This window comes from 'Nostoc azollae' 0708, assembly GCF_000196515.1.
In the GTDB taxonomy this organism is placed as follows: Bacteria; Cyanobacteriota; Cyanobacteriia; order Cyanobacteriales; family Nostocaceae; genus Trichormus_B; species Trichormus_B azollae.
Genome location: NC_014248.1, coordinates 4,532,394 through 4,552,624, shown reverse-complemented (window position 1 = coordinate 4,552,624; position 20,231 = coordinate 4,532,394). Strand labels below are relative to the sequence as shown.

Genomic DNA, 20,231 nt, shown 5'->3' with positions numbered 1-20,231 from the left:
TTTACTTTTCGTAATATACTAATCTCCGAGAAGCTGCTGCGCGTCTACGGTTTTTTTGTGCCTTCCTACTTATCAAGCCTTATTTTTCCCATTTTCTCTAGCTCGAATAATCCTAAAGTTATTAATCTATAAGGATTTTATGTTTATTCCGCAAGTTGTCATTAATATTGATTAATATTGGAAATTAGGGATTGGGTGTCAGGAATAAATTTTCCTTAACCCCAGTCCCTAGTAGTCTGTCAAGAACTAAATGAGGGATATAGATTTGCCAAAAGATATTTATAAAATACAAAGCTTCTAGATTTTCGCAACCCATCAAAATCTATTTGACAGACTACTACTACCGCAGGGCATAAGTCAAAATTCAAAAGTCAAAATGAATACGGCGTAAGCTTTTCAAAGATTTGAAATGTTTGGTTTATTTACGCCGTACTGTACTAGTCCCTAATTAGGAGATGCTAATAATGGAGCTTTGACAATCTCCTTCAAGCTAACGGAGGAGAGGAGTTCTTCCCAATGTTTGACGATATTTACATTGTTGGGTTGGGAGATGTACAGTTTGGCCAGTGTTTCCACACAGTCATACCAAACTCCAGATTTACAAAAAGTATTTGCTCGTCTCAAACCATCCTTTTCCTGCATCGCTGTTGTCACTTCAGCAGTAGGTTGGATACGCTGAATCCAACCATCGACGTAAGGCGTACTAGGACTGAGTTTCCCATTCACTTTCAGCGCCAGAAACCATTGGTAGTCTTTTCCCACGGCTAAACCTGGTGCATCTGTAGGTAATTTGATTGAGAGCACCCCAGTTTTCTCTGCAACAGGAATGGTCATTTGATACTGTGTATTGCCAGTTTCATTTTTGAGACTGAATAGAACTTCTTCTGCATTAGATGCAGGTAGATATACCAGAATTGTAGGACGTTCAGACACCGTTGAGCCATTGAAGCTTTCGGGTAAGAGGGCAGTCAAGGCTGCTGGGCCTGCGGCTGGTACAATTGAAGGATTTAAGTAGTTAGTAGCAACACGAGAAGCTCCTCCACTTACCTGTTTAGGAGCGCCTTGATCAGGAGCAGATGTAAAAAGGTTGCCTCTGGAAGCCCCTCCACTTGCCTGTTTGGGAGCGCCTTGACCAGGAGCAGGTGTAAAAAGGTTGCCTCTGGAAGCTCCCCCACTTGCTTGTCTGGGAGCGCCATTATTGATTGGTGGGGTAAATGTAACAGCATAGGCACTGTTCCATATACCGCTAGTCAGCAGAGCAATGAAGCTCAATATACTACATAAATATGGAGGTTTCATGATTCAGATCCTTGTTTGACAAAAGGTAATACTAAGTACATTATTAGTTTTTTCCTCCTTACCTTATACTAAGATATTTAGCGACTGTAAAAAATTTACAAATAAAATTCATATGTTACCCATAACAAAAAATGATACAATTTGAGATTTTTTTTTCAAATAAATATGGAAATTTTCCACTGAAATGCAGGAATTTTAAGGCTCTAAATAACATCACTTTGTACCTCTACACTTGCTTAGCTTAGGTTAAAAAAATTTAAACTCCTATTTAGAATAAGTTCTAGCTTTATTCAGTAAACTGTGTTTAGGCTAAGTTAGCACAAGAAAAAGTAAAACATCACAAGTCATATGAGTCACTTATATCTAAGACAACTCCACAAAAAGAAATGCCCAATGTCATTCTGAAGGTTCGCGGAGCATCTCTGAAAGAGATAGTGAAGAATCTCCGAAATGCTTCTTTTCGCTATGGCTTAAGCCACCCTTCGCCAACGCTACACTCAGCATGACAAGACAGGATCATTTATTTTGTGGCTTACTCTTAGTCCTAAATACTGAACTATACGCTTTCTAAGCATTTCTATGAAATATATAAAGATTGTACAAAGTATGATATTCCCCTAACTTCAATCACGTATACTAAAGCCAATTACCAACCAGAACGAAGGCTGACCAAAAGAAAGGATTGTAGAAATCAGTTTGGCGAATCAGGTTGATCTGGGCTTGCCGTAGTGCTTCAGCTTTAGTGATTTTGGGCTGCCGCAGATAGTCATAGAAGCGCGTCATTAGTATCTCAGCTGCTTTATCTTTGACAGGCCAGAGAGTGGCGATAGTTGAACGGGCTCCAGATTTGATAGCCAAGCCTGCTAATCCCAGAACGGCACGATCATCCCCGGCTGCGGTGTCACAGGCACTCAGTACCAATAATTCGATCGCTTGTGATGAATCCTCACTATGATTTTTCAGGAGTTCAGACAACTCTTGAACATTCACTTGTCCATTCCACGTAAGTAAAAAGGTTTCTTCTAGACGGGAACTGAACTGTCCGTGGGTTGCCAAATGAATAACATCGGCACGACTAGATTTGACGCGGTCGGCAAGGGATTGATTAGTAAATTTCTGGTTTAGTAACATTGAAGACGGTAGTGTCTGGGAAATTTGCTTGACTTCTAATTCAACACCAGGTAAAGCACTAAAGCCATTACGCGATTCACTTATACCAGCAACGATCGCCTTAATTTTAGTTTGCTGGAATGATTGGACAGCCATCAGTTGCAACCCAGGAGAGAGAGCCACAGCATATTTTTCAATCAGATATTGCTGACCATCAAAGAGGGCGGCTATGGGTATGTTTCGCAATTTACCATCTAACACAAATACTAATGTTTTGGTGTTTTTCAAAGCTTGTTCCTGTTCAGGAGGACTAATCAGCCAATCATAAATTTGTTGAGACAATCGACTTTGTTCTTGGGAATCGGAAACAGGGTTGATAGTTATTAAGAAATTATCGAGTGTTTGTTCGATATCAGTTTGAGATTTATGCGTCACATAGTAGCGCAGAGGTTGTCCAGCTTGGGAGAGAATCACCGCGAGGCGATCGCTTAAAATAATGGGATAAATAACTGTGGCTGTGGGATCAATGTTGTCAATCTGCTGCGCTTTATCTAAACAAGCTTCGCGGAAAAAGTTATCAAGTTCGGCAATTTGCAGCGACTCAATCAATTCACGAGCTTGCATCAAAGCAGGTTGTGTTGGTTTTTCATCCAGAAGTAAACCTACCAATTCCCGATAAACAGGCTCTACACTTTCGCGGAAAGAAAATTGAACATCGGGGTTAACGGCAACCATATCTCCTCGCAGTGCCTTTAATGACTTAATCGCTTCTGTATAAGCTCTGATTGCCTCTGGGTGATCGCCTTGTTGCTTATATAATCGTCCTACCTGCCATGCGGATTGAGCAATGATATCGTCAGCCTGGAGTTGACGGGCAATATTGAGGGATTTCTGGGCTAATTCCTTGGCCTTCGTCAACTGATTTGTACGATGGTAAAGTTGTCCCCACTGATGTAGTGCATAGGCTTGGGCTGGAGCATCCTGAATTTGTTGTGCAGATTTAACCGTGACTGACATCAGGTTTGCTAGTTCTGGAATTGGTAGAACTCTTTCAGGCTTTTCCAATCTATTTAAAGTAGCCACAAAATTAATTGCTGCGTAGAGGGAACTATGACTAGGTGGTAGTTCTAACAACTGTTGTTGTAATTGAAGTGCGAGGGAAGTTTCAGCTTCTAGTTTGTCGTAATCCACCAAGACTTTGAAAGTAGCTAAACGCGCTTGCAAAAGTTCATTTGGGTTCGTAGCTGTTGTTTGTGCGTCTTTAAAGTACTTTAATGCTGCTTCCGAGTCTTGGGAATCAGAGGCAACTTTCCCTAAAATCACCAGAATGGAACTTAACTGAGTTTTAGCCTTAATTTTATTTGCTATGGCTAAACTTTGTTCTAAAACTTGCTGGCTTTTGCTATCATCGATCGCGTCCAGAGCTAAACCCAGGGATCTCAACCCACTAACTTTGATTTCCGAATCTGGCATCACAGCTAACTTTTGCGTTAGCATTTCTAAATGCTGTTTCGAGCGACGGTAAAATCCCAAAGTTTGCAAGGCTTGTGCTTGGTTGATCTGACTACCCAAGCTGCCCATATTGTCGCCCACTTGTTCATAATATTTTTGAGCTTGTTGCCAAATTTCCAGTGCAGTTTCAGTTTGACCTGTACTTAGTTCCAAATTTGCCTGGGTATTCAGTATTTGGGCCCAGATAATAGCATTAAAAGAAGGTTTAGCGGTTTGCAAAATCTTCACACTTTTTTCGATAGATTGTCTGGCAGCTTCCCATTGGTTGAGTTCCTGTTGTGCCAATGACAGATAACTCAAGCTTAGGGCTTCATTGGTGCGATCACCTTGAGTATGGTAATTGTTTGCAGCTCTTTGCCAAGCTATTACAGCCTCCGCAAAGCGTCCTGATTGATAAAGGTTACGCCCCTGTTCTAATCCGTTAGTGGATTGAGAATTTGATAATGACACATTGAAGGTAGAATTTGTCTGCATCAGTACAGATGGTTTTGCAGGAGTAATGGTAACTGCTAAACACAAGCTCACAATACTTAAGCAAATATAAAGGCAACGATTGTGTTTGATAGAGAAAATCATAGAACTATACGGTATCTGAAAAAATTAGCCTCTTTAAGTCTGAGAAGGAAACAATACAAGGAACTTTAATTGCTGTGCTTTTAATTAAAAGTTAAGGTTGTTAACCCTCATGATTTCAAAACGATAGTTCCAAAAAGCATAGACATATATCTCACTTTAACCTCAACCCAATTTACATGATTAAGGTAAAACTAACAACTTGAAGGCGCGGTAGACCAATTAACCTAATCAAGGTGTCAGCAACCTTTATTTTTTTCATCCCCTGACCTCGGCCATTTGAACTCTGTTTGGATAATGTCTTAGTCCCTCCACAATATGTGCACAATTACTTTGTAAAGTAGTCACAACCATATTAAATCGACTCAGTAACAAAATCCCCAAGAGTTTTCATACCAGGGTATTTTCCAATCTTAAATGCAGTTTTTATTATTAAATTTTCCACGTTTTCAGCTGAATAACCGTTTAGTTGAATATAAAATCTCTGGATGGTCAAAAAAGAGGCAACAGTGGTCTAAGATCAGTGATGTGTTCAAGTCCGCATTGATAATTTTTAGTTTTTAATTCCCCGAAGGATTTTCATCTAGCTTTTCTTATGAAGACTAACTTTCCCTAAAAGCTAACAATTGTCGATCATTGATTCTTCCTGCTTGGTGCAAAGTATTCACAATTTCCGAAATAGTTAAAATCGAATGACCACGATAACCTTTTTGTTGTAATCTTTCTTTTACGCTTTAATTTATCGGAAAAGTTCATTTTTTATTTCCTAATCAATTTTATTTTGCGTTATTATATATATAGGATGTTTTAAAAACCTAAGATGTCATACTGTAGCTTGGTTACCGCAGGGTATGTAGAGATAGCGAAATGTTCGCGGAGCGTGCCGTAGGCTTTAGTATGTCATAACTTGACGAAAAATTTAGATTCTTCCCTCCACTGCGTTTCGTTCAGAATAAAAAATTATACGTATCCTCTAGTTTTAAAACATCCTCTTATCAGAATGTTTAAACTGACGATGACTTCTTCTTATCCTTGCTAAATACCAAGCTTCAGCTTCCATTCACTGAATTACTGCTCGTACTTTCATTCATATTAACGCCTATCTGTATAGGTGAAATTCCTGGTGTGTGTAGCCCAATATTTATAATCCAGCAAACCATTCATAACCTTGATCTTCCGAATAACCTTTAAACGCTGATAAATGGCTGGTTAAAGTAATTTGCGTTCCCCATGTACTTTGTTTATAACCCAGTTTAATGGGGGAAGCTAAACGCAAAGGCACACCATTTTCAACAGGCAATTTTTAAGCATTTTTTTGAAATGCTAACAAAGTTTGAGGATGGGTAGCAGAAGCTATATCCCACCTTTCATAATAACCATCGGCTGATTCAAAGAAAGCATATTTAACATTTGCTTCCGGTTGAGCTAAGGTCATCAGATCACGTAAGCGTATACCTCCCCATTGCACAATTGCAGCCCATCCTTCGACGCAAACATTACGAATAATCATGGAAGTCAAAGGTAAAGTCTAAATTTGAGTCATACTTAGATTCAGGGGATTACTTACTTCACCATCAATAGTTAAACGGAATCTGTCTAAATCAATAATGGGTGTATTGCGAAAACTATTAATTATTAAGGCTTCTGGTTGAATTTCACTAGCAGCAAATTCGGGGACAAGTTTTTGTGCTTAGAAAATTAGTTCTTCAACTTTTTGATTTAGAGGTTCTTAAAGCTTACCTACTAAATCTTCCACTGCTGGTCTACCACAACTACCAAGGAACAAACCTATGCTAGAAATACCTGATATTTGTAAGAGTTTCCAGCGTGATAATTGAGGTTTGACGATATGAATTATATTTTCGTTATTCGCATGATTCATGATTTTATTATTCCAAATAATTTTATTAAATTGTAGGGTGTGTTAGCGTCAGCGTAAGGCACTATGTAAGCTGAATGCTTACTGCACTATCTTAAACTTAATCAAAAAACTACCAAAACATCGATCCTGTCAGTTCTTCTCCTGTGGCTTTTTGTCCTAAATGCTAATGAATAATTACAAATGTTATCACCAATGGTACAGAGGCAAAATGCACGACTCTTAATGCTTGCCAATCACCAAACATATCAACTATCCAAGGAAATTGAGCAGGTTTGTACATTCCAATTACTGTCAAGATTGCTAACAATAATATAGGAATAGTGGCTGTGTAAGTAATTCGATACTAAGCATAAGTTAGACTTTGAGAATTCTGAGTTTCTTGTGATGTCATTTTAGCTAAAAAATCTATGTCGCCAACGTCGGGGCATGAAAATGTAAATGCCATACCCTACAAGATTGAGAGAAAATAGCCACATAGCTGCAAAATGGCAGTGTCTACCTCCTGCTAACCAAGGGCCTAAAGTGAAAACGGGGGGGAATATGTAAACCTGCACGGCCACCAAAAACGGGATTAGCGTTGTAGATTTGCAATCCACTGGTAATCATTAAAAAGAGGCTGATGATATTGAGAGAATGAAATATTTATCTTAGCGCCTATAGCTTGTATCGGTAATTTACGGGGTTTTGCAGGAGAATTCATTACAGTAATATTTGGGGGATATGAAAATTATCTGTTCAAAATTTTATATTCTATTTTAGATCTTGTAGAATTTTAACATACTTAAAAAAACTAAAGTTTAATAAACTTGGATTTTATACACTGGAAAACCTTTCCACAGTTTCGTATGTATACTGATAGCCTTGTGTTTCAATTTTATATTGAACCGATAGACTGCAAACGGGTGAAACTTAGACTGATGTCATACTGATAGCCCAGCGTGGCGTAAGCCATGAGTAACGTAGTGCAGCGTATCCTTCGGGACATTGGGTGAACCCGGAGGGTGCGGTAGGCTCTAGTAGTCCACCAAGGCAATGTTGCTGGGTAAGCCCCTCTAATTGATAAACTAGTCAAAAAAGGGGTTGACCATGGCAAAAAAGTATGTTTTAGATTTAAGCGAAGAGGAAGTTTTACAACTGCAAGCAATCCTCAAAAAAGGAAAGCACAAAGCAAGAAGTATAACCCGTGCAAACATTCTTTGAATGGCATCTGAGGGAGAAACGGACACGGCGCTGCCGCAGTTCGAGTTCATGTTGCCACGGTGGAAAGGACAAGAGAAAACTTTGTGATTGGTGGATTAGAGTTTGCTTTAAAGGATGGGGAACGTCCATCAAAACCCAAAAAATTAGATGAAAAACAAGAAGCATTTTTGATTGCGACTGCTTGTTCTAATCCGCCAGAAGGAAGAGTGCGTTGGACAATGCAATTATTAGCGGAGCATTTAGTGAAGGTTGGTATCATAGATTGAATCTCAGACGAAACAATACGCCAAACTCTAAGAAAAATGAAATTAACCCGTGGTTAAAAGAATAGTGGTGTATTCCCGAAGTTAACCCAGAGTATGTGTTCAGAATGGAAGATGTTTTGGATTTGTACAATGAGCCATATGATCCGAAAAAACCTACACTCTGCCTAGATGAATGCCCATATCAATTAGTAGAAAAAGTAAGACTTCCTTTGCCACCAGAACCACATCAGCCTGAAGGTTATGATTGTGAGTATAAACGCAATAGTATTGTAAATTTATTTGGCTTTTTTGAACCAATAGCCGGGTGGAGGCATATTGAAGTTACACAAAGTCGGACAAAAGCTGATTTTGCTAAACAATTAAAAGATTTAGTAGATGTTTATTACCCCCAATCTGATGTGATACCTTTACTTGTTGATAACCTAAACATTCATACTCCAAGTGTTTTATATGAAGTTTTCTCTCCACAAGAAGCACACCGCATTATTCAATAATTAGAGTTTTACTATACTTCTAAACACGCTTCTTGGTTGAATCAAGTAGAAATTGAATTATCAGTGTTATCTCGCCAATGCTTAGAACGACGTATTCCTAATGTAGAAATATTATCTTCTGAAATTGCTACTTGGGAGTCACAGCGTAATCAACAAAAACCCAGCGTTTATTGGGGTTTTAAAACCAAGGATGCACGTAAAAAAATGCAGCGTTTATATCCGAGCATTTAACCTACCAAAATCGCCTTGGCAGACTACTAGTATCTCGGAGATTCTTCACTATCTCTTTCAGATACGCTCCGCGAACGTTCAGAATGACACTTTTAAACCGTTTTTAGTATATTTTTAGTATAGAGGTAGATCATTTTTCCAAAGGCAAAATTCGCTGAAAATGATTGCGCCCAAAGAAATTGAACAACTATTCTCTCCATACAATCTCATAACTGAAACGAAGCTGTCAGCGCTACCGCTAAAGCATCTGCTGCATCATCAGGCTTAGGAATTTCATCTAAATCCAACTCCCGCATCACGGCATCTTGCACTTCTCCCTTGTCGGCCTTGCCATAATTTGTCAAAGCTTGTTTAATTTGAGGAGGGGCAAATTCCACATAAGGAAGCTTGCGCTGTCCCAAAACTAACATCAGCACACCCCTAGCCTGTGCAACAACAATAGTATTTGCCATACGATAGAAGAATAATTTTTCAATTGCCACCAAATCCGGTTGCAAATCGTCCATTAGCGTGTGTAAATCGTCAAATAAAGTAGACAGTCGCTGACTCATTTCCATGTCGGCTGAAGTCCGAATTACGCCAAAATCCAGCATCTTTACGGTTGTATATTGTACTTTAGCTTGACTTTGGTTCCATGAGATCGCCCCAAATCCTATAATTGCCAGTCCTGGGTCTAATCCTAAAATTCGCTTTTCCATAACAATACCGTCGCCAAAATAGGAGCGTGAGTTGATGATGCTTTAACCATTAACTCCCATTTCTTTGAGGCTTGGCAAAAACAATCAGTGTTAAAAATTCCTTCCAGGTTTCCTAGAAGTGTTTTTCAACGTATTAACTGCAGTATAAGGGTTTGAGATTACAAACTAGCTTTTAAGCGAAACGCTTATGTGTGTTTAATTTTGCCGATTTGTCCAAAATTTTTGTAGCCTTTTATTTTGGTTAAGGTATTGCCATAAAATTTCCATAAAATTTATTTATTTTTACTAAGTTAGGGTGCATAACTCAAGTTACGCTTCGAGTTAGCCATCAGGGGGAACGAATGAATCAGCACTTCAGGCGTTTTCACTGGTGTGGCCTACGGTCGGCAGTATTTTGAATTGATTTCACCCTTGGTCTTGAAGCCAGGTGGTGTACAGTGCTGTTAAACAATGTTTGTACCCACTGTTCCCTATTAGGTATGTCAATCGGTTTTCTCAGACAAGCTATCAACGCCCTACAACTCCAGTCTCATGGACGCACTTCCCATCGGGTCAACCAGTGGTTTAAGTGGTTATCACCTGGATTATCAGTAAAACGCTGGTTTTTCGTCAGTGTTGGGGGTTTTTTACTGGCAAGTTTGGGGTTGGCTATTTGGATTAAGCTAACCCCGATTTTCTGGATATTAGAGTTTCTCAGAGGTTTGCTGGGTTTCCTCACGGACATACTACCCAACTATATCAGCGGACCTTTGGTTTTACTGTGCGGTATCTTACTGCTGCTGTGGGGACAATCCCGCACCGTAGGTTCAATTACTGAAGTGCTAAGACCACAGGGGGATGAGGAAGAACTGATAGATGTTTTGCTGGCACATCGCCGTTTATACCGGGGTCCGAAAATTGTCGTCATTGGTGGCGGTACTGGACTGTCTACTTTACTCAGGGGCTTAAAAACCTACAGTGCTAATATTACTGCTATTGTTACCGTGGCTGATGATGGTGGTTCTTCTGGCAGGTTGCGTCAGGAATTTGGCGTTTTACCTCCTGGGGATATTCGCAATTGTTTGGCTGCACTAGCTGATGAAGAAAAGTTATTAACAGAATTGTTTCAATATCGTTTTCGCGCAGGAGATGGGTTGACAGGTCACAGTTTTGGTAACTTGTTTTTAACTGCCATGACTGATATTACTGGAGATTTAGAAAGGGCAGTTGCAGCTAGTTCCAAAGTTCTTGCCGTGAGGGGACAAGTTTTACCCGCAACCCTCAGTGATGTTCGTCTTTGGGCAAAATTAGAAGATGGGCGCCGGATTGAAGGTGAGTCCAGCATTCCCAAAGCTGGGGGAAAAATTGTTCAAATTGGCTGTATTCCTGAAAATCCTCCCGCCTTACCCGCAGCGATTAAAGCAATTAAAGAAGCTGATTACATTATTATTGGACCGGGCAGTTTGTATACTAGTCTAATACCTAATTTATTAGTACCAGAAATTGCCGATGCGATCGCAGCCCAAAATATTCCCCGTATCTATATCTGCAATATCATGACCCAACCGGGAGAAACAGAAGGATACACCGTAGGCGAACACATCCAAGCCATTGATAAAGCTTGTGGCGACAGAAGGCTGTTTGATGCCGTACTAGTACATAAAAAAACCCCATCAGCCCAAGCCCTCATTCGCTACGCCCAGCAAAATTCCCATCCCGTTTTCCTAGACCGAGAAACCGTCATCAAACTAGGAAGAAGAATAGTCCCCTCCAACATCTTGTATGAAGACGAAACCGGATTTGTTCGCCACGACCCACAAAAACTAGCCAAGGTTTTATTGAAATGGTATAATGGAGCGCAGCATGGGAAGTAATGGGGAGTGGGGACTGGGTCATCAATTTTATTTTTCCCAATCACCAATCACCAATCACCAATGACTAAACTTTTCCTTCCTAATACACAAGCAACACAGCAGTTAGGTATCACCTTGGGGAAAAATTTGACTGCTGGAAGTGTCATATTACTAGAAGGTGATTTAGGTGCTGGCAAAACTACCTTAGTGCAGGGTATTGGTAAAGGTTTGGGGATAAATGAATCTATTGTCAGTCCTACTTTTACCTTGATTAATGAATACATAGAAGGACGCATTCCCCTTTATCACCTGGATTTGTATCGCCTAAAACCCCAAGAAGTAACAGGATTGAATTTAGAAAGTTACTGGGAAGGGATAGAAGTAACACCGGGAATTGTCGCTATTGAGTGGGCAGAAAGAATGCCATATCTACCAGATAGTTATTTCAGGGTATGCTTAAAATCGGGTGAAGACGGCGATCGTCAACTAGAAATCACTGCTGTGAATTGTCAAATGATAGATAATCTCATATCCAGTTAAAAGTTAAAATTTCTCCTTCTTCTTCTTCTTCTACTGAAATTCTTCTATATGGGAATCCCACCATCACCTAAATTTGCTTTCAAAGAAGCAAAATGTTGTCCACCTAGTTCAATTTGTTCTGCTACACACCCATGTTTTAACCTATCAACTAGATAATCCATATCATGAGCAATAAAATTTGTACCATGATCTGGTTCTATCAAACTCACTAATTTAATATTTTTCGTTTGTTGACTAGCTAAATTAGAAAGACCTAAAAAATTAAACACACCTGATTCATAAGTTCCACAGGGTACAGAAGGATTATTAACACCGACGCAATATTCATTTTCTTTAAACCAATCAAATGCCGGATAACCGTGAAAATGAACAATTGGCGCACCATTTTTGATTAATTCTGGCGTATATAAAGCAGCAGCTAGACTAATAGCCAGCATCACATAGATATCATAAGAAGGTTTGAAATCAGATTTACGTGACAAACTTCCTACAGGTAACTGCAAATGTAAATCATCTTTTAAACCAATACGAATAATATCTTCTTCAAGATTTAAGTCTGTTTTATTAGAACCAGAACGAGAACTCACTAGCCAAATATCGGGAATTTGCTTAAATACATATTCTCCATTAATGATGATTTTTATATAACGTCTACTTTCATCATTTTTCCGAATTTCATTACTACTAAATCCAGCAACAGGTAATAATTTATCCCATTCATAAGTAGAGATTTCTGGTTTTCCTACATAGTAGGGAGGTTCAGCATAAGCTACAAACCCGTAAGAAACACCAGTTCTACCATTAACAATAACATTGACAATATCTCTGTGGGATTTTCTTTTAATAAGTTCAGCCAACTTAAATCCAGGTGGAAGTAGACCAGTTGAGGCTAATTCTTGACCTAGTTTAACCAATTTAGGGGTATATTTAGACATATAAGGATTATATTGTGCTATTTTAAATCTACTCATTAATAGAGGAGTAATAGGGACAAAAACTTTAGGAATAAGTGAGTTTGAAACAAAAGCATCCATTTCTGATTTAAAGAAAGTAGAATCAGAAAGATTCATATTCAGGATAGAAATTTGCTCAGGAGATATGCCAATTACGATTTCTGAGAATGTTTTAATTAGTGTATTAATACCAATCCTAATTTTTTCCTGATATTTCGTTAAGGGATTGATAAAATCATAATTTATATCACTAAGAATGATCACCTGCGTATTGGTTGGATCTTCAACATATTTAGCAGCATGATCTTCAGCCCAACTACTTAATTTAGCAATTTGTACCACAGACATTTTTTGCTGATTGAGTAACCAAGGATAAGATAACTTATAAAAAGTTTCAGCTATGAATATTCCTAACTTTCTCAGCCATGAATTTGGTCTTTCCACATCTATTACTGCATCAATTTCTGCTCGAACTCCCTTAATTTTAAATGAGCAATTCAAGTTTAATATAGGAATTCTAATATCATAAAAAATATCTGTTGTCGCTTCCTGCCAAGAGAGAACATTAACTCCAAAACTTTTTAATTTTAATGCTAATTCCTGCCGGAATTTCATAATAATTTGATTATGATAGCCATCAGGTAAAGGTCTAAATGTAACATTGAGGTTTTGAGCCATTAATTTGGGGTTAATAATTGGTGGCTGATATCCTACAGGTGATTCACCAGCAAAACCACCTATTAATCTCCCAATAGTTGGCAAGCTGATTCCCTGACTTAATGGTTCAGAAGCAGATTTTGTAACAAGGTTCATCTCCTGTAATAATGCTAAAATATCTCCTTTATATGTAGCTATTTCTGCCTTAATTGTTGATGTTATTACACCTTTAGGAGAACGGATATTAATTTTGTTATTTTCTACCCAAAATTGAACACCTTGTTGAGTAAGCTTCGCCAAAATTTCTGATGCGTTCATGAATAAATCTCCCAGTTTTTAACAAACTATAAAGAATAGAGAAAAGAAGACACTTTGGTGAATGATATTTCCCCCATTCTGGCAAAGTGTCCGTCTTATAGGAGGAAAAACTTGAAATTCTCTAGTGCTGATATTTCAATACAGTCCAGTTAACCGTTTTTGTAGGTTGTATGAAGCGATAACGCAACCTAACAACAGATTTAGAATTAACTGAACGGTATGGGGTTAGATTTGCAAAATTTCTGATTCTGAATTTTCTAATTCTTCAGCTAAACGTTGTGCTAATTCTTCAATAGTAGGATAATACCATAAATGAATTAGAGATAATTTAAATCCAAGAAATTTCTCAGCCTGACTAGCGATAATCATAGCTTGTGCTGAATCTAAACCATAGCTATCTAATGGTTCTTTAATATCTATTTCATCTGGTTCAACTCTCAGTAAAGAAGAAATACTAGCAACTAACCAAGCTTGAATATCTGCTGAGGTGTAAGCTTGTTTTCCAGGTAAATTATTCAGATCATTACTCATGTATAAGACTCCTATCTAATTATTATGAACCTGTATACACCTTAGTCTCGTATGATTTTACCAGCCCACATCAGTACTTTTTATAATCAAACTAAATTGTTATATATACCTGTCAACTGTAAAGAATCTGATGAGATATCCAAAATATTATCAATAGTTTGATCTACAAGATATTCCATAGCTTGCCTACTAATTCCAGGTTGAGAAAAGACAAAATTTAACAGCATTTTTTCTCGAAAAGTTGCTGCATGAAGGATGAACATACCTGCATACAAAGCATGAGAACCCGCAAAACTGATTTCCTCTAGTTCTAATTCACCATACGCGTTAGGAATGTTTACTCTGCCAAGATTAGACACTGAAACTGTAGCAGCTACTTGTTGGGGAAATAACAAACAAATATTAATCAAATGCTTGGCAACTAATATCATATTAAAAATATCACCATGCTTGATGTTAACCTCTAGGTTTTGTTTGACTTCCCGCGCTAACTCCCAGAATGATGTATGGGTTTTAATAGTATAAAATCCCATTAAAGACGTAGCTAAAATAGCCAAGTTCTCTTCACTTATTGGAGGCTGAACCCGTTTGCGTAAATCAAGATATGATAGACAATTAACTCGCATATTTTTTTGTTGAAACTGCAATATTTCTTTAGTTACTGTCAACATGAGAACTGCGCATAAAGCACTGTGAATCGTAGTCTCTTCTTCTTTACATCTCTGAATAAACATCTGAGTTAATTCAGCATCAAGTTGTCTATGAATAAGTTCACTTTGTCGCTTGTGAATGGGGGTATATTTTCCAAAACCTAATGTTTTCGGTTGGTGATAAAGTTTCAAAATACCCATTTTTAGCAGAAATATAATATTACTGATCTTTCCTATCCAACCCTGTGTATTTTTGGGTAGTAGTTTTTCAATAGGTGGTAATGGTTCTAAAGTAGTGACTGGTTTAACAGTTTCACCAGAAGAAATTTGTTGACAATAATTTAAGATTTCTGACTGAAGCTGAATGCTTGATAAACCATCAGAAATTGCATGGTGAATTGTTGTAATTAAGTAATTAAGATTTGATTCATGTAGAATATGAACAAGCACTACTCGTAGTAAGCATTTACTGCTATCAATTTCTTGATTCATCTCTTGATTAACAATTTGTGTCCATTGTTTTTCAGGCAAATCATGAACAATTTTTAAAGCAATTCTGTTTGTACCTGCGGTTTGAAAATAGAAATTGTTTCTAAAATGAATAATGCAGGAATTTAGACGAGGATGGCGATATTGAATAATGTGTAAGGCCTGTCTAAGAACAGCTTCTTGGAGGTTGCCTTTAATGCGACTAATAGTAACTATATTCCAGGTTTTAGCTCGTCTATTAAGGATTTCCATTGCTCCTTCTAGACTGCTTAATTTTCTGTTGTCTGGCATATTTACAATGATGAGGGATGATATTGACTGTACTGATTAGGAATCTGTAACCCCTGAATTTTTAAAGTTTGAATTCTGTGTAAATATGCTGTACCTGTCATAATCTGATCAGCAATTTCTACAACATGACGATTTTTGGGTTGTGACAAATATGAATTTTTTACCCAATTATTAAAGCTACCCATTGCAGGCCCACACCAAATTTGATAATCAATTTCTCTACCTTTTTCACCAGTGTTAGACCAACGAGAGGATAATCCCAGATACCAACGAAAAATTAAAGCCATTTTTAGTTTGGGATCACTTGCTGCTTTACTTAATTTTTCGGGGTTACGTTGGGATAAATAATTCACTGTTTCTTGCCAAACTTCAGGTACAGTTTTTCTCAAGATTTGTCCTTCTAGTTTCTCTCGTTCTGCGGCAGAAATTTCTTCAATTGAGTTGTAGTTTTTGTATAATTCGTATAGTTTTTGAGCGCGGAGAGGGAAGAGTGTTCCACGTTTAAGAACTTGCAATTTCACACCCATTTCAAACATATCGGCTGCGGGAGCCATCATCACATCAGCCATTTCAGCTTGTCCTAATAATTCCTTGGTATATTGAGAAGTTCCGGCTTCAATACAGGACTGATTAATTGAGCCAGTGACTACATAAGCAGCACCCATCATAAAAGCAGCTAAGGCTGATTGGGGTGTAGATATCCCACCAGCTACACCAATTCTGACAGGGGTTTCATACCTATATTTATTTTGAATTTCATCTCGTAATTCTAATATGGAAGGTAATAAACAAACAAGAGGACGATTATCTGTGTGACCTCCAGAATCTGCTTCTACAGTGATATCATCAGCCATAGGAACTGTTTCTGCAAGAGTGGCTTGTAATTCACTAATTAAACCTTGTTGAACTAATTGTTTGAGAATTTTTGTAGGTGCAGGTTGGAGAAATTTAGTTGCAACTTCACGGCGAGAAACTTTGGCGATGACTTTATTCGTGATGTCAATTTGATTGGCGTAATTCAAACTGAGTCCGGCGGCTCGATAGTAAACAATGTTGTCAGTTAAATCCAAGAAAGCAGAGGCTTCAATAATTCTGACTTGATATTTGAGATATAAATCAATGCTACATCGTTCAATTGCCGGTTCACTAGGACTGTGGAGTAAATTAAAAGCATAGGGTTTTTGTTGCAAAGCTTGTTGAATTTTTTTGATGGCTGTTTCGATACGGGAAGGAGATAAACCTCCGGCACCAAAAGAACCTAAAATACTTGCTTTTCCTAGTGCAATAACCATTTCCTCAGAAGCAATTCCCTGAGCCATTGCACCAGTCATATATGGATATTTAACACCGTAAAATGTTAAAAGATTGTGATCACCTAACTGTTGAAGCGATATAGGTGGAACAGATATGAGGAGTTCTAATTGGTCTGTTTTACCATTACTTATATAAGGTAAGTTACCTTCATTAGTAATACCAATTAAATTTCCTTTTCTTACTATATAACAGTGTTTTTCTAAATGCCTTAGTTTTGATTTAATTGTATATGAATCAAAAGCAACACTGTTTAAATCGCCGTACCAATGTTGTGTTCTATTATAGAATGTCGGAGAAAATTTGAAACCATTATTTACTAAATTCTCGGTGTTGAACACTTTATTTAACCCCTAAGAAATTTTCGATGTATTACAGCTACTTCCAAATAAATTAACCAAGCTTCTGTATCATAGAGAGACACTAAAATCAAGATATTTTATCTATCTTTCTGAGTCTCAACTATTTTTTTGTAAGAATCTATTTGATATTGAATGAGCAAAATTATTTGCTCTAGTGATTGTTGGCGGGACTTTAATAAAAATGTGTGAGATTTGCTTATGACTGCATGATTATCCATCAATTTTGGATAATAACTATTGGGTGAAAGAGTGGAAAGAGATTTTAAGATTTTATCTTCCCGTTGAACAGTGGAATTATCTGGAGAAATTACAGGTTTATTTTTGTGAGGTGTGTGAATTTCTAATTTATGTTTTAGCTGAGGATATAAGGGTGATAAATCTAATTTAACTTGATGGCTGAGTAGTTTAGCTAAGGCTCTAACAATTGAAGTATGATCATCTACGCCTCTTCTGTTAATAGATACGGCAATGTGTTCTCGTTCTTTGAGAGTTGCACTAATCCATCGGGAACAGTTACTACCAACTCCTACTTCAATAAATATTCTGATATTGTCCTTGTAGACGCGGTTAATTAAGCGAGGAAAATCAAGTTGCTCACAAAGAGATTTGGCAATATTATTGCCTATAGTATGAGTATCGAGGGTAATTGGTTCGTAGTTTGCGGCAGAATAAAAAATTGAATTTGGTATATTTTGGATAGGTAAAGTGTTGATCTTTACGAGTTCATTATACTCGGAGTGCATTGGCTCACAATGAATGACATGATTAATAGATGTAGGAAAGGCATCACAATTGAGTTTTTGAATTACTCTTTGACAAGCTTGTGTTTCTCCTGCAATGACAACCTCTTCAGGTGTATTAATCAAAGGAATATACACGCGGTTTTCATGTTTGATTGCTTCTTTAACTTGAGAAACTGGACAAATAAGAATGGAGTTACTCCAAAAGTCTTTATTGTCGCCATCTAAAGGTAGTCCCCAAGCTTGACGAACTGCATTTTTAGGGCCAGATAGTTGAGTTCTAAATAGAGGAGATGAGTTTAAGTAATCACTAGTATTTTTGAAGCTAGTCCAGATACCTTGTGCTAACATCATGCTAGTTTCACCAAGGCTATAACCAAAAGCACATTTAGAGTGAATTTGGAAATAGTTTTTGAGGATTGCAGTCATAAATCCAGCAAAGCCAACTTCGGATTCCAGCATGGATACTGGATCATCTATTAATTTCTGTTCTATGGTTTCTAATTGTCTTTTTGATAACTTAGTGATACTGCGGGGATAAATGAGTTGTTCGATGTTTGCAACTCGTTCATAAACATTGTTGATTACTGGGTCATTATAAATTTTGGGAAATAGTCGAAAAAGATTTCGTCCTATTCCAATATAAGAAGTGAAAGAACCAGGATAAACAAAAGCAACTTTACCCTTTTTTCCCTGTGGGTTGGCTGTAAAATAGCTACCAAGAGGAGTTAGCCAGTCTTTTCCAGTATCAAAGGCAATGTTAACACCTTGAATTGCGCACTCTATTTCTCGTGTTAATTCTTGTTGATTACGTGCCAATATTGCAATGGTGTAATTTGAATGCTGATGTTTTTGAAATTCTCTGAATGTTTGACTGGCAAGTTGAGAGAGTGAAGGTGAATTTTGGAGATTTATTTGGAGTGCAGTAATTTGGTTTAATAGAGAAGCGCGATGATCAGATGCAAGCGCAAATAAATAATAAGGCATTTGCTCTAAATATTTGCTATTGCGTTCTATTTGACTTGCTGCTTCTGATAAAATCAAATGTGCATAACTGCCATCTATTTCCATCCTATTAATAGCAGCTATTCTTCTGTTTGCACCTGATTCTAAAAACCAAGGTTTAGATTCTGTGGCTACATAAAAGGGACTCTCACGCCAAGTATCTGGGGTTTTTACGCCAGTCCATTGAGGAACTGCGGGAATATAGCGGTGATATAGACAAAGTGCTGTTTTGATTAAACTAATAATTCCTGATGCAGCGCGAGTATTACCGATGTTAGCTTTAACACTACCTAAAGCACAACTGAGATGTGATTTTCCAGTTTTATAAGCTGTGATTAAACCTTGGATTTCTGCCTCATCTTGTTGGGGGATACCACTACTATCAACTTCCAAATAGCCAATATCTTTGGCTTGAATATCTGCAAGATGAAATGCTATTTCACAAGCTTGAGTGATTGCTGCTACTTGATTTGAGGAATTCTGCACCATACTCAAGGCATCAATTACTGCATATATGCAATGATTATCTTTGGCAGTTTCATGAAGTTGTAATACTATAGCGGCTGCACCGTCTCCTACTATAGTAGCATCGCTATTTTGGTCATAACTAAGGGTATGTATATCAGGAACTTTATGTTCCTCTTTGGTAAAGTCAATTGCTGCAATTAATACAGCATCTACTTGTTTATTTGTTAATAATTTCTGCGCTAAATTTAAGGCTGAAAAAACAGACTTTTCTTCACCAAAAGCTGGACTGGTTGCATCCCAAAGACGAGAAATATAACTTGCTAATTTATTAGGTTGATGATTTTGAGATTCACTCACCATAATCACGGCTATTTTTGTCTCTGGATGTAATTTGCCATGTTGGAGAGCGTTATTAGCTACCTTTAAAATTAATTGTTGTTGAGGTAGTAATTGTTGAATTTCTGCTGTTGGAATTGGTAATAATCCTGTGTTGGTATGGGAAAGAGGGAGAAAATTCTGTTTTCCTTCGTAAATACTACGTTCAAATGTATCTAATTCTTGATAAGCATTGGTCATGCAATCTAGCCCTATAATGGCCATTTTTGCAAATTCATTCATGATTATTCTCCATTTTTAGAGTTAAGAGGTAATATCACGCAGAGGCGCAGAAAGGTAAGGAGTAAGAATGTTTGAAAAATTGGTTAATTATCAAATAGGTATTTTTGGTGTTAGCCTGAAAAAGCTGAATGCTTACGCAGGAAGAATGAGGAGATGTACGTTGTTAATATTTTTGAGATTCTTCCAATCTCTGCATCCTTG

At 37.6% G+C, this 20,231-nt stretch carries 10 protein-coding genes and 3 pseudogenes; 3 read left to right on the top strand and 10 right to left on the bottom strand.

What is annotated here, in order from left to right:
* Positions 1-444 precede the first annotated feature (444 nt).
* The 4 genes and pseudogenes from AAZO_RS21225 to AAZO_RS31755 all read right to left on the bottom strand — a co-directional run bounded on the left by AAZO_RS21225 (position 445) and on the right by AAZO_RS31755 (position 7,076).
* Positions 445-1,299, bottom strand: coding sequence for a DUF928 domain-containing protein (locus AAZO_RS21225; RefSeq protein ID WP_013192774.1), 855 nt, complete (start codon positions 1,297-1,299; stop codon positions 445-447).
* 636 nt (positions 1,300-1,935) lie between these two features.
* Entirely contained in the window at positions 1,936-4,497 is a 2,562-nt protein-coding gene (locus tag AAZO_RS21220) for a CHAT domain-containing protein (protein ID WP_013192773.1), read from the bottom strand.
* A 1,138-nt stretch (positions 4,498-5,635) separates the two neighbouring features.
* Positions 5,636-6,376 (bottom strand): annotated as a pseudogene (locus AAZO_RS21215) (molybdopterin-dependent oxidoreductase).
* A 163-nt stretch (positions 6,377-6,539) separates the two neighbouring features.
* Positions 6,540-7,076: pseudogene (locus AAZO_RS31755) on the bottom strand (cytochrome b/b6 domain-containing protein).
* 386 nt (positions 7,077-7,462) lie between these two features.
* Between AAZO_RS31755 and AAZO_RS44160 the strand changes: the two are divergent.
* Positions 7,463-8,567, top strand: a pseudogene (locus AAZO_RS44160) (IS630 family transposase).
* 206 nt (positions 8,568-8,773) lie between these two features.
* Here the strand turns inward: AAZO_RS44160 and ruvC are convergent.
* Positions 8,774-9,265 (bottom strand): crossover junction endodeoxyribonuclease RuvC, encoded by a 492-nt coding sequence (gene ruvC / locus AAZO_RS21200; RefSeq protein WP_013192772.1) that lies wholly within the window; start codon positions 9,263-9,265, stop codon positions 8,774-8,776.
* A gap of 479 nt (positions 9,266-9,744) precedes the next feature.
* On the opposite strand from ruvC, the gene AAZO_RS21195 reads away from it, so the two are divergent.
* Both AAZO_RS21195 and AAZO_RS21190 read left to right on the top strand, forming a co-directional pair.
* Positions 9,745-11,118 (top strand): gluconeogenesis factor YvcK family protein, encoded by a 1,374-nt coding sequence (locus AAZO_RS21195; RefSeq protein ID WP_013192771.1) that lies wholly within the window; start codon positions 9,745-9,747, stop codon positions 11,116-11,118.
* Positions 11,119-11,178: 60 nt separating this feature from the next.
* A complete protein-coding gene (locus AAZO_RS21190; protein ID WP_013192770.1) occupies positions 11,179-11,637 on the top strand; it encodes a bifunctional alanine racemase/tRNA (adenosine(37)-N6)-threonylcarbamoyltransferase complex ATPase subunit type 1 TsaE in 459 nt (152 codons plus the stop codon).
* A gap of 44 nt (positions 11,638-11,681) precedes the next feature.
* Here AAZO_RS21190 and AAZO_RS21185 read toward each other — a convergent pair whose 3' ends face one another.
* From AAZO_RS21185 to AAZO_RS21165, 5 genes are all read right to left on the bottom strand, one after another.
* Positions 11,682-13,565, bottom strand: coding sequence for a TubC N-terminal docking domain-related protein (locus AAZO_RS21185; protein WP_013192769.1), 1,884 nt, complete (start codon positions 13,563-13,565; stop codon positions 11,682-11,684).
* Between the two features lie 225 nt (positions 13,566-13,790).
* A complete protein-coding gene (locus AAZO_RS21180) occupies positions 13,791-14,096 on the bottom strand; it encodes a phosphopantetheine-binding protein (RefSeq protein WP_013192768.1) in 306 nt (101 codons plus the stop codon).
* Positions 14,097-14,182: 86 nt separating this feature from the next.
* On the bottom strand, positions 14,183-15,526 hold the full coding sequence (locus AAZO_RS21175; protein ID WP_013192767.1) for a phthiocerol/phthiodiolone dimycocerosyl transferase family protein: 1,344 nt from the start codon (positions 15,524-15,526) through the stop codon (positions 14,183-14,185).
* 2 nt (positions 15,527-15,528) lie between these two features.
* Positions 15,529-17,178 (bottom strand): PfaD family polyunsaturated fatty acid/polyketide biosynthesis protein, encoded by a 1,650-nt coding sequence (locus tag AAZO_RS21170; RefSeq protein WP_013192766.1) that lies wholly within the window; start codon positions 17,176-17,178, stop codon positions 15,529-15,531.
* Between the two features lie 98 nt (positions 17,179-17,276).
* The gene (locus AAZO_RS21165; protein WP_013192765.1) at positions 17,277-20,030 is read right to left on the bottom strand and encodes a PfaB family protein; all 2,754 of its coding nucleotides are present in this window, start codon (positions 20,028-20,030) and stop codon (positions 17,277-17,279) included.
* Positions 20,031-20,231: the final 201 nt, after the last annotated feature.

Excerpts from the sequence above, each read along its gene's own strand:
- AAZO_RS21225 (WP_013192774.1), bottom strand. The coding sequence starts at position 1,299 with ATGAAACCTCCATATTTATGTAGTATATTGAGCTTCATTGCTCTGCTG.
- AAZO_RS21220 (WP_013192773.1), bottom strand. The coding sequence starts at position 4,497 with ATGATTTTCTCTATCAAACACAATCGTTGCCTTTATATTTGCTTAAGT.
- AAZO_RS21185 (WP_013192769.1), bottom strand. The coding sequence starts at position 13,565 with ATGAACGCATCAGAAATTTTGGCGAAGCTTACTCAACAAGGTGTTCAA.
- AAZO_RS21180 (WP_013192768.1), bottom strand. The coding sequence starts at position 14,096 with ATGAGTAATGATCTGAATAATTTACCTGGAAAACAAGCTTACACCTCA.
- AAZO_RS21190 (WP_013192770.1), top strand. The coding sequence starts at position 11,179 with ATGACTAAACTTTTCCTTCCTAATACACAAGCAACACAGCAGTTAGGT.
- AAZO_RS21165 (WP_013192765.1), bottom strand. The coding sequence starts at position 20,030 with ATGAATGAATTTGCAAAAATGGCCATTATAGGGCTAGATTGCATGACC.
- ruvC (WP_013192772.1), bottom strand. The coding sequence starts at position 9,265 with ATGGAAAAGCGAATTTTAGGATTAGACCCAGGACTGGCAATTATAGGA.
- AAZO_RS21175 (WP_013192767.1), bottom strand. The coding sequence starts at position 15,526 with ATGCCAGACAACAGAAAATTAAGCAGTCTAGAAGGAGCAATGGAAATC.
- AAZO_RS21195 (WP_013192771.1), top strand. The coding sequence starts at position 9,745 with ATGTCAATCGGTTTTCTCAGACAAGCTATCAACGCCCTACAACTCCAG.